Source organism: Actinomadura sp. 7K507, from assembly GCF_004348425.1.
In the GTDB taxonomy this organism is placed as follows: Bacteria; Actinomycetota; Actinomycetes; order Streptosporangiales; family Streptosporangiaceae; genus Spirillospora.
In genome coordinates, this window is the sequence record NZ_SMKK01000389.1 from 1 (window position 1) to 5,235 (window position 5,235).

Below are 5,235 nucleotides of genomic sequence, written 5' to 3' on the forward strand. Positions count from 1 at the left end.
GCGGGGACTCGTCCGACAACGGGCCGGGGACGGGCGTCGACCCCGTGCGGAAGGCGGCACCCGCCACGACCCCAGCGGGAGAGCCGACGTACGGGAAGTACGTGCTGCCCGAGCCGGGGCCGCAGGCGGGGACGAAGGCGCCCCCGAGGAGGGCGCCCGTTCCGGAGACCACGCCGCGCAGGACCAAGCCGGCGCCGTCGCCGACGCCCACCCGGACGAAGAGACCGTGCCCGCCGGGGTGGCAGGACGTCTGGTGGATGCGCCGCTGGTGCGAACGGCACGGTGACGGTGACGGGCCTGGTGATCGCGATGGTCGCCGTGGTCGCTGAACCCATTACGCACAGGTCATCGTAGAACTTGTAGTACCGTTCTGCCGCTGTTCCGCATTTGCGCATCAGGAGGAAAACCACCGTGCCGAACCCCCGGTCGGCTGCGCTGACCGCGGTCTTCCTGGTGATGACGATGCTCTCACCGCATGGCGTCGCCGGCGCGGCCCAGCGCGACCCGCTGGAGTCGCTGCGCGACGAGGCGACGAAGGCTCGTGACGAGCTCGAGAAGGCCACGAAGCAGATGAAGGGCCGCGAGAAGGACCTGGCCGCCTCGCAGGTCAAGCTGCGCAGCACGCTGAAGGACCTCGCCGTGGCGGAGGCCGAGTTGAACAAGATCCGCGAACCCCTGGCCATGCTGGCGAACACCTCGTACCAGTCGAGCGGTGCCGTCGGGGCCATGTCGATCTTCGGTGGTGGCGATCCGCGCGAGGCGTTGCGTTCGACGGCGGACGTGACGCTCATGGCCAAGTCGCAGCAGGCGCTCGTGGACCGTGCCGACGATCTGCAGGGACGGCGGGAGCGGCTCGCCGCGACCGCGCAGGAGCTGCAGTCGCGCAACGCGGTCGAGCAGACCCGCCTCCAGCAGGACGTGGACGGGCTGAAGGACAAGTCGGCGCAGCTCACCAAGCAGCTCAACACGATGCTCGACAAGCTGGCGGTGAGCAAGCTGAGGCGGCTGCAGCTCAAATGCGACGAGAGCCTTGCCGGTGAGGCCAAGGAGTTCCCCAACGGGCTCATCCCGGCGAAGTACCTCTGCGCGCTGCCGCAGAAGGGGCACAAGCTGCGGGCGGACGCGGCGCTCGGTTTCTACAAGCTGAACTCCGCGTACAAGCGCCGGTTCGGCCGCGCCATGTGCGTCACCGACGCGTACCGGAGCCTGTCGGAGCAGCACTCGGTCTACGCGAGCAGACCCGGTTTCGCGGCCGTCCCCGGGACGAGCAACCACGGCAAGGGGCAGGCCCTCGACCTGTGCGGCGGTGTGCAGACCTCGGGTTCCGTCCAGTTCAACTGGCTGGAGGCCAACGCCGAGAAGTACGGCTGGTTCCACCCTGCGTGGGCCTACAGCAACCCGTTCGAGCCCTGGCACTGGGAGTTCGGTACCGAGGCGGAGTAGCCCCGACCGCGCCGGAGTAGCCCCGACCGCGCCGGAGTAGCCCCGACCGCGCCGGGGACTGGGAGGCGGTCCGCTCGCGGGCCGGGGCCGCCCCGGGTGCGCTCCGTTCACCGCATCGGGGTCTCGACGGTGGGGGTCTCCGTGGCCGGGACGACCTCGGCGGTGCAGTAGCGGCAGCGGCGGGCCTTGAGCGGGATGTCGCTGAGGCATTGCGGGCATTCGCGCTCGGTGGCCTCCTGGCCCCGGTCCATCCGCTCGATCAGCTTGGTCGTCGGCAGCACGACCAGGAAGTAGACGATCGCCGCCGTGATGAGGAACGCGATCGCCGAGGTCACGAACACGCCGTACGGGAACTTGGTGCCGTTGATGGTCAGGACCAGGTCCGTGTAGTCGGGCTCGCCGCCGATGAGCGCGATCAGCGGCGTGATGAACGAGGTCGCGAAGTCCTTGACGAGGCTCGCGAACGCGGCGCCGACCACGAACGCGACCGCGAGTTCGACGAGATTTCCGCGGATGAGGAACTTCTTGAAACCACTCATGCCGGCTCCGGAGTGTCGGGGGTGCGCCTTGCCGCTGGACGGGTGCGCAGGAACGGCTACGGATCGTAATGAATCCGTCGCCGCCACGCCAAGTCGAGCTCAAACGCTCCCTGACGTGCGGATACACGGCCGGTGGACGTGGAACCCCGCGGTGCCGCGAGGTTCGGCGCTGCAGGGGCGCGCGACGGCGACGCGATGATTTCGCTTCGGCGATCAGTGCCGGGGCCTGCCGTCGCGTCGTCGTCCTACCAGGCCTGGCCGACGTCGGCCGCGGCGGCGCGGCCGCGTTTCCTGCTCAGGCCCCGTAGCACCAGGACGATCATCGTCACGATCAGGAAGAGCGCGAGTCCGGCCAAGGCCGCGAGGTACTGGAGCGTGTCGAAGAGTGCTCGCTGGCTACGTTCCTGGATGGGCGCCACGGCGACCTCGACGCCGTTGCCGCCGGCGTCGCACAGCACGGTGTACCGGCCGGGGGGCTGCGGGTCCGAGGTCTCATAAGCGGGATGCCACTCCGTCCCCCGGGAGGTGACTTCCTGCTGGGTGGTGCCGTAGGTCAACGGGACTGGTTCGCCGTCCGCGTCGTGTATCGAGCAGCGAACGCTGACGCCTGCGGTCCATCCCTTGCCGAGAAGGACCGTCAAGCCCTCCTCGGCCAGCTCGACCTCGGCGCGCTCACCGGTGCGGAACGTCTCCACCGGCTCCGGGGCGATCCCGGTCATGCCGCCGATCACGATGGACGCGGCGATGCCGATGACCAGCGGCTGTACCCCGGTCAGGTACCACAGGGCGGACGGTCGCGCGGGGGCCGGTCGACCGGGAACGTTCAGCATGTGATCACTTCGGCGAAGGCATGGGTCAGGGGGACAGCCGCTGCTCGGTGGTGCCCTGCCTCCGGATGACCTGGACGGCGGCGGGGCCGAACCGCCGTATCGCGGTCACCAGGTCGGCGGGGGGCATTTTGTGGGCCGGTATCGTCACCGGGACCGGCCCGGGGTCCTGTGCGGGCGCGTCGGCGCGGCGGCGTACCTCGACCGTGACGGCGGCGGCGTCCCCGCTGAGGACGAGCCGGTCGACCGATGCCCACGGCGTCGGAACGCCGCCGAGCTTGACGCCCAGGGCATTGATCTGGAGGGCCGTGCGCATCTCCATGTAGTACCGCATGACCAGCAGTCCGCCGGGCACGAACAGCAGGGCCGCCGGCACCCGCACGCCCAGGACCTCGTCCAGGACGATGGTGATCAGGAACGCCCCGGCGACGATGGCGGCGGTCACGCCGACGGCCGCGAGGAGCAGGCGCGGCGACCAGCGATTCGTCACCCGGTAGACCGTCCGGTACCAGGCCCGGCGCAGGAGCAGATAGCTGGGCACGGTGAGCACGGCGCCGATCCCGGTGATGACGAGTCCGGGCGTCCGGCCGTTGGGGGACAGCGTCGAGATCAGCGTGCCGATCAGGAGCGCGGTGATGCCGAGCGCCAGAACCAGGCCACTGAACGGCATGGCCGGCTGGGTGGGAGGGGGATGGGTCATGGCCGCCTTCCTTCTGATCCTGTCTCGTTGTGCCTGGCACACGTGCGACTTTCACGTTAATCTGATTAACATGAATTCGTCGAGGCCCTACACGATGGGAGTCCGCGCGGAGCGGGCCGAGCGCACCCGGCGGGCGATCCTGGCGGCGGCGGTGACGCAGCTGAAAGGGCGGTTGCGGTCGGACATCCGGCTCGACGACATCGCGGCGCAGGCGGGGGTGACGGTGCAGACGGTGCTGCGGGTCTTCGGGTCCAAGGCACGGCTGTTCCAGGTCGCGCTGGACGAGGTGATCACCGAGATGCGGCTGACCTTCGAACAGGCCGAGCCCGGTGACGTCGTCGCGGCGGTGCGTACCTGGTTCGACCACTACGAGGAGTTCGGCGACGTGGTGATCGCCAACTTGGCCGACGAGCACGACCGCGCGGTGGCGCCGGTCGTCCGGATCGGCCGCGAGCGGCACCGGGAACGCGTCGAGACGGTGCTGGCTCCGCAGCTGGCGCGGTTCACCGGCGCCCGGCGGGACCAGGTGATCGATGCGCTGGTCTGCGCCTGCGACGTCTACACGTGGAAACTGCTCCGCCGGGACATGCGGCGGCCCCGCGAGGAGGCCGAGGTGATCATGCGCATGATGATCAGCTCGATCCTGGAGGTGGAATGACCTATGGCTCGTTTCCTGTTCGTCTCGTGGGGCGGAGCGGGCAATCAGACGCCGGTGTTCGGTCTCGCGGCCGCGCTGGCGGCCCGCGGCCACGACGTCACCGTCGCCGGGTACCCCGAGCAGCGGGACCGGTTCGAATCGCTCGGGTTCGAGTTCCGGGCCTTGCCGCGTGCCCAGCACGCCTGGCCCGCGACACCGCCGGAGGACTGGATGCCGGTGCTGGTCGACGCGGTCTGGGCGTGCCCGGCGCACCTGGAGGACATCCCCGGCCTCGTCGCCGGGAAGCGCTACGACCTGCTGGTGATCGACTGCCTGATGTTCGCCGCGCTGGCCGCGGCGGAAACCACCGGAGTCCCGGCCGTGGCTCTGGTACACAGCGCCCCCGGCGCCCTCGCGCCACCAGGCGGAGGTCTCGATCAGCTCGTTCTGCCGCGGGTCAACGCGGTGCGGGCCCGCGCCGGCCTCACACCGTTGTCCGCGTTGTGGGATGCGTGGCGGCCCTTCACCGCGCTCGTCACCAGCGTCCCGGACCTCGACCCGTGCAACGGCGGCCTTCCGGACGCGTTCGCGTTCATGGGACCGGTGTTCGAGCCGCCCCGGGAGCCGCGGTGGACGTCGCCGTGGGCGGCCGGTGACCACCGCCCGCTCGTGGTCGCGAGCTTTTCCACAGGGCAGGCCTGGGACCAGAGCAGCCGCATCCGGCGGACCCGGGACGCCTTGGCGGACGGCCGGCACCGCGTGCTGATCACCACCGGCCCGTTCGCCGTCGACCCCATGCCCGACCGGCCCGGGGTGTCGATGGCTCCGTTCGTGCCGCACCACGCCGTCCTTGGGGTCAGGAGATCGCGGGCGGAGAACACGACCGCGGGCGGAGAACACGACCGCGGGCGGCGAACTCGACCGTGGGCGGCGAACTCGACCGTGGGCGGCGAACTCGACCGTGGGCGGCGAACTCGACCGTGGGCGGCCGGGCGGGTCGGCCGCCGGGTGGGAGACGTGCCATTCGGGGGCCGGCTCCCGCCATGGACGCGGGCGGTGTCAGGGGGTGGTGATCGTCAAGGAGAGGGG

General features: G+C 70.5%; 7 protein-coding genes. 3 read left to right on the forward strand and 4 right to left on the reverse strand.

The window, feature by feature from the left end; genetic code table 11:
- The coding region (locus E1285_RS43015) for a hypothetical protein (RefSeq protein WP_207947246.1) at nucleotides 1–211 on the reverse strand (211 nt) is incomplete at its 3' end.
- A 200-nt stretch (nucleotides 212–411) separates the two neighbouring features.
- Here E1285_RS43015 and E1285_RS43020 point away from each other — a divergent pair.
- Nucleotides 412–1,443, forward strand: coding sequence for a D-alanyl-D-alanine carboxypeptidase family protein (locus E1285_RS43020; protein ID WP_132160678.1), 1,032 nt, complete (start codon nucleotides 412–414; stop codon nucleotides 1,441–1,443).
- Between the two features lie 107 nt (nucleotides 1,444–1,550).
- Here the strand turns inward: E1285_RS43020 and E1285_RS43025 are convergent, their stop codons facing one another.
- The 3 genes from E1285_RS43025 to E1285_RS43035 form a co-directional block, all read right to left on the reverse strand.
- Complete coding sequence (locus E1285_RS43025; RefSeq protein WP_132160679.1) at nucleotides 1,551–1,982, reverse strand: MscL family protein; 432 nt, start codon at nucleotides 1,980–1,982, stop codon at nucleotides 1,551–1,553.
- 245 nt (nucleotides 1,983–2,227) lie between these two features.
- Nucleotides 2,228–2,812: a hypothetical protein gene (locus E1285_RS43030; RefSeq protein ID WP_132160680.1), complete on the reverse strand. Its 585-nt coding sequence runs from the start codon at nucleotides 2,810–2,812 to the stop codon at nucleotides 2,228–2,230.
- Nucleotides 2,813–2,837: 25 nt separating this feature from the next.
- Nucleotides 2,838–3,509, reverse strand: a complete 672-nt coding sequence (locus E1285_RS43035) for a hypothetical protein (protein WP_165967011.1) — start codon at nucleotides 3,507–3,509, stop codon at nucleotides 2,838–2,840.
- A gap of 70 nt (nucleotides 3,510–3,579) precedes the next feature.
- On the opposite strand from E1285_RS43035, the gene E1285_RS43040 reads away from it, so the two are divergent.
- Together E1285_RS43040 and E1285_RS43045 are read left to right on the forward strand one after the other, a co-directional pair.
- Nucleotides 3,580–4,167: a TetR/AcrR family transcriptional regulator gene (locus tag E1285_RS43040; protein ID WP_165967012.1), complete on the forward strand. Its 588-nt coding sequence runs from the start codon at nucleotides 3,580–3,582 to the stop codon at nucleotides 4,165–4,167.
- 3 nt (nucleotides 4,168–4,170) lie between these two features.
- On the forward strand, nucleotides 4,171–5,235 hold a 1,065-nt coding region (locus E1285_RS43045), incomplete at its 3' end, for a glycosyltransferase (RefSeq protein WP_165967013.1).